Genomic DNA, 4,964 nt, shown 5'->3' with positions numbered 1-4,964 from the left:
AAACCCTTCCTTGTCGTTCTCATCTTGGGGGAAATTCAGCGCCTTGATGAAATCGAAAACCGAGATCGGCGGCCGTTCGACCGGCGCGGCCAAAGCAAGCCCGGGTTGCCGTGTTTCAGTTGATGCCGCGCTGACCGGAGGGCGTGAGGGGGCTTGGGGTCGGACACGCTGCGATGAAAAAACCGCCTGATCGCCCTGCGCGGCGACAATGCGGCTTTGAACCAACTCATCGAGCTTTGCCACCATGGCGGGCTTGATCTCGACACCGTCTTGCGGCGCAAGTGCCGCTTGACTGGCGCGCATCGCGTCGATGGCCGATTGCAGGCCCGCAGCCTCCATGCGCAAGATGCGTATCGCCCTTGTGGTGCGCGCAACGACCCAGATCAAGACGACGGGCATTGCGAGAAACACGACCTCGACCAGCCCCGCCTCCCCATCGTCGCGGCCGAAAATGACGGCCATGACAAGCCACGCGAGTGTCAGAATTCCCGCGATAATCTCAATGCCCGTTATCCGCGCCATAGCCGTTTCCCGGGCATCTAGGCCCATTGCGAGGAATGAAGCTGTCTCGTCGTCACGCATCCGGCCAAACACAATCCACCATAAGGGGGGCGTTGCTCAGATATAGGTGACCGAAACGATCTCGTAATCCTTGTCACCGCCCGGCGTCTTGACCTCGACGCTATCGCCCTCGTCCTTGCCGATCAAGGCGCGCGCCAAGGGCGAGTTGATGTTGAGCAAGCCCTTTTCGATATTCGCCTCGAATTCGCCGACGATCTGAAAGGTCTTTTCAGCATCATCCTCATCGACCAGCACCACGGTCGCGCCGAACTTGACCGGGCCGGACAGTGTCTTGGGATCGATCACATTGGCACGCCCGATCACGCCTTCGAGTTCCTTGATACGGCCCTCGATGAATGACTGCTTTTCCTTGGCGGAATGATACTCGGCATTCTCGGACAGATCGCCATGCGCGCGCGCCTCGGCGATGGCCTGAATGATGGCCGGACGCTCGACGCTCTTGAGGTGCTTCAGCTCCTCGTTGACGGCCTTGTAGCCGCCGGGGGTCATTGGGATCTTATCCATGAAAACGCCTTGATGTCTGGAGGCAAAGCAACACTTGAACGGCGAGGTTAGGGCCGAATGCGATACTGTTCAACGGGGAAGGTGGCGATCATCGGTTTCTGCTGGAAATCCCCGCGCTTGCATCGACCGTGACGGTGATGCCCGGGGTGCTTCGGGGTTCGGGCCGTTCGGGTATGCCATCGGCACCACAAGCGGCAAGCGTGGCCAAAAGCGCGGCAGTCGGCCAAATCCGGGCGTGGATCATGCAAGCATCTCCTTCCAACGGGCGATCTGGGTGCGCACCTGCGCGGGTGCCGTGCCGCCATAGGACATACGCGAGGCAACCGAATTATGAACGCCGAGAACGGCAAAGACATCATCCGTGATGCCCGCATGCACGCTTTGCATCTGCGCAAGCGTCAGGTCGGGCAGATCGACACCCGCCCCTTCGGCCATGGCGACAAGGCTGCCCGTGACATGATGCGCCTCGCGGAAGGGAAGGCCCAGAACCCGCACGAGCCAATCGGCAAGATCGGTGGCGGTCGAAAAGCCAGATCCGGCGGCACGTTCCAAAGCCTCGCGGTTGGCGGTCATGTCGCGCACCATGCCCTCCATCGCGGCAAGCGCGAGCATCAGGTTGTCGGCGGCGTCAAAGACCTGTTCCTTGTCTTCTTGCATATCCTTTGAATAGGCCAGCGGCAGGCCCTTCATCACCATCAACAGCGCGACATTGGCCCCGAAAATCCGCCCGATCTTGGCGCGGATCAACTCGGCGGCATCGGGGTTTTTCTTCTGCGGCATGATTGAAGAGCCGGTGGTGAAGCGGTCCGACAGCCGCACGAAACGGAACTGGGCCGAAGACCAGATCACCAATTCCTCGGCAAAGCGCGACAGATGCATCGCGCAGATCGACGCCGCCGCCAGATACTCCAACGCGAAATCGCGGTCGGATACGGCATCGAGCGAATTGGCCATGGGCCGGTCAAAACCCAAAGCAGCAGCCGTCATATGCCGGTCGATGGGGAAAGAGGTGCCGGCCAGTGCCGCCGCCCCCAAAGGAGACTCGTTCATCCTTGCCCGCGCATCGGAAAAACGCGCCCGGTCGCGCGCCAGCATCTCGACATAGGCCATCATGTGATGGCCCCATGTGACGGGCTGGGCAGTCTGTAGATGGGTGAAACCCGGCATCACCCAATCAGCGCCCGCCTCGGCCTGCGCGATCAGCGCGCGCATCAGCGCCTCAAGCCCCGCGATGGCCGCGTCGCATTGTTCGCGCACCCACAGGCGGAAATCGGTCGCGACCTGATCGTTGCGCGAGCGCGCGGTGTGCAGGCGGCCCGCCGGGTCGCCGATGATCTCTTTCAGCCGCGCCTCGACATTCATATGGATGTCTTCGAGCGCAGTCGAAAACTGGAATTGCCCTGCCTCGATCTCTGACAAGACCGTGAGCAGCCCTTTCCGGATCGCCTCCACGTCGTTATCACTCACGATACCCGTGGCCGCCAACATCGCCGCGTGGGCGCGGGAGCCTTGGATATCCTGCTTGGCCAGTCGCTTGTCGAAGCCGATCGAGGCGTTGATCGCCTCCATGATCGCGTCGGGACCAGCGGCAAAGCGGCCGCCCCACATGGCGTTGGTCTTGGTATCAGTCATGGCTGTCGGCCCTTGGAGGAATTCGTGATGAACCGCCGGATGCGATCTATCGTGCTCTACCTTGCCACGGGCTTGGGTGCAAATGTTGCCGCAGCGCAAGACCTCTCGCCCTATCTGACAGGCGAGATGCGCGGCCTTGTGATCCATGACGCGCCCGTCGCGGCCTCGGGCTTGCCGTTTCAGCGTGTCGATGACAGCGAGGGCGCGCTGGCCGATTACGCGGGCCAGATCGTCGTCTTGAATTTCTGGGCCACTTGGTGCGCGCCCTGCCGCGAGGAAATGCCCTCGCTGCAAAACCTGCAAACGGCCCTCGGGGGCGAGGATTTCACCGTCGTCACACTCGCTACCGGTCGCAACCCGCCGCAGGCCATCCGGCGTTTCTTCGAGGAAATCGGGGTGACCGAGTTGCAGCAATACCGCGACATCAACCAACAGATCGCGCGCGAGATGGGGGTGTTCGGCCTTCCCATCACGGTGATCTTGAACCGCGAGGGACAGGAAATTGCCCGGCTTCGCGGTGATGCCCATTGGGACAGCCCCGAAGCCTTGGCGCTGTTGCGCGCGGTGATCGACCAGCCCGAGGGCTGACCGACCACCGCCTTTTGCAAGCCTTTACTCTGCCGCGTCCAGATAGGTTTCCAGCGGCGGGCAGGTGCAGATCAAGTGCCGGTCGCCATGCACATTGTCGACCCGGTTGACGGGGGGCCAATACTTGTCGACGCGGAAGGCACCGGGTGGGAAACAGCCCTGTTCGCGGCTATAGGCGCGGTCCCAATTGCGGATCAGATCTTCCATCGTATGGGGCGCGTGGCGCAGCGGGCTTGCCTCGATCGGCATGCGGCCTGCCTCGACCTCACCGATCTCGGCGCGGATGGCCAGCATCGCCTCGCAAAAGCGATCGATCTCGGCTTGGGTTTCTGACTCGGTCGGCTCCACCATCAGGGTTCCCGCCACGGGCCAGCTCATCGTCGGCGCATGGAAGCCGCAATCCATCAGCCGCTTGGCGATGTCATCGACACCCACGCCCAACTCGGCAAAAAGGCGCGTGTCGAGGATGCATTCATGCGCCACCCGGCCCGATTTGCCCTTGAAAAGCACGGGAAATGCCCCCTCCAGCCGCTTGGCGATGTAGTTGGCATTGAGAATGGCCACCTTGGTCGCCCGCGTAATCCCCTCGCCGCCCATCAGCCGGACATAGGCATAGGAAATCGGCAAGATCGATGCCGACCCATATGGCGCGCCAGACACTGGCCCCGCATACCCGCTTTTGTCGCCTCCGGCGACGGGGCCCCCCGTTTCGGGATGACCCGGCAGGTAGGGGGCCAGATGCGCCTTGACCCCGATGGGCCCCATGCCGGGGCCGCCGCCGCCATGCGGGATGCAAAAGGTCTTGTGCAGGTTCAAATGGCTGACATCCGCGCCCACATCGCCGGGCCGCGACAGCCCCACCATGGCGTTCAAATTCGCCCCATCGAGATAAACCTGCCCGCCATACTGGTGGGTGATCTCGCAGACTTCGCGCACGGTTTCCTCGAACACCCCATGGGTCGAGGGGTAGGTGATCATGCAGGCCGCCAGAGCGTCGCCCGCCGCTTGCGCCTTGGCGCGAAAATCGGCCAGATCGACATCGCCATTCTCGGCGGCTTTCACCACCACCACCTCCATCCCGCACATTTGCGCGCTGGCCGGGTTGGTGCCATGGGCCGAGACCGGGATCAGACAGATCCGCCGATGCCCTTGACCGCGCGCGGCGTGGTAGGCCGCGATGGTCAACAGCCCCGCATACTCACCTTGCGCGCCCGAATTGGGCTGCATCGACATGGCGTCATAGCCGGTGATTTCGCACAGCTTGGCGGACAGATCGGCCAGCATCTCGGCATATCCCTGCGCCTGATCGGCGGGGGCAAAGGGGTGTAGGCTGTTGAATTCGGGCCATGTGACGGGCATCATCTCGACCGCAGCATTCAGCTTCATCGTGCAGGAGCCGAGCGGGATCATCGCCCGATCCAGTGCCAGATCACGATCCGACAGGCGGCGCATGTAGCGCATCATCTCGGATTCGGCGCGGTTCATATGAAAGATCGGATGGGTCAGGTAGGGGGTGCTGCGCAGCATCGCCTCGGAGATGGCAGGCGCGCCGATGGGGTCCAAAAGCGCCACATCGAAGGCCGCGCAAACGGCGGTCAGATTCGCTTCGGTTGTGGTTTCATCGACGGAAATCCCAATCCGATCACGCCCCACATCGC

The 4,964-nt window shown here is 62.4% G+C and carries 5 protein-coding genes and 1 pseudogene; 1 reads left to right on the top strand and 5 read right to left on the bottom strand.

Translation table 11 applies throughout. The features are described from left to right. The 4 genes and pseudogenes from ACTG4J_RS14665 to argH form a co-directional block, all read right to left on the bottom strand. Nucleotides 1–462: pseudogene (locus tag ACTG4J_RS14665) on the bottom strand (hypothetical protein); the annotation flags it as partial. Between the two features lie 156 nt (nt 463–618). After that, entirely contained in the window at nt 619–1,086 is a 468-nt protein-coding gene (gene greA / locus ACTG4J_RS14660) for a transcription elongation factor GreA (RefSeq protein WP_439140480.1), read from the bottom strand. An 88-nt stretch (nt 1,087–1,174) separates the two neighbouring features. Then, the gene (locus ACTG4J_RS14655) at nt 1,175–1,330 is read right to left on the bottom strand and encodes a hypothetical protein (RefSeq protein WP_439140479.1); all 156 of its coding nucleotides are present in this window, start codon (nt 1,328–1,330) and stop codon (nt 1,175–1,177) included. Continuing rightward, nucleotides 1,327–2,718, bottom strand: coding sequence for an argininosuccinate lyase (gene argH / locus ACTG4J_RS14650; protein WP_439140478.1), 1,392 nt, complete (start codon nt 2,716–2,718; stop codon nt 1,327–1,329). The genes ACTG4J_RS14655 and argH overlap by 4 nt, the downstream gene beginning before the upstream one ends. Nucleotides 2,719–2,745: 27 nt before the next feature. Here argH and ACTG4J_RS14645 point away from each other — a divergent pair, with 27 nt between their 5' ends. Continuing rightward, nucleotides 2,746–3,306, top strand: a complete 561-nt coding sequence (locus ACTG4J_RS14645) for a TlpA family protein disulfide reductase (RefSeq protein WP_439140477.1) — start codon at nt 2,746–2,748, stop codon at nt 3,304–3,306. Nucleotides 3,307–3,330: 24 nt separating this feature from the next. On the opposite strand, the gene gcvPB is transcribed toward ACTG4J_RS14645, so the two are convergent. Next, a partial coding sequence (gene gcvPB / locus ACTG4J_RS14640) for an aminomethyl-transferring glycine dehydrogenase subunit GcvPB (RefSeq protein ID WP_439140476.1) occupies nt 3,331–4,964 on the bottom strand: 1,634 nt, incomplete at its 5' end.

Origin of the sequence: Roseicyclus sp., from assembly GCF_965662675.1 — a bacterium.
Taxonomy (GTDB): Bacteria; Pseudomonadota; Alphaproteobacteria; order Rhodobacterales; family Rhodobacteraceae; genus Roseicyclus.
This window is presented reverse-complemented; position numbering and strand designations above follow the sequence as displayed.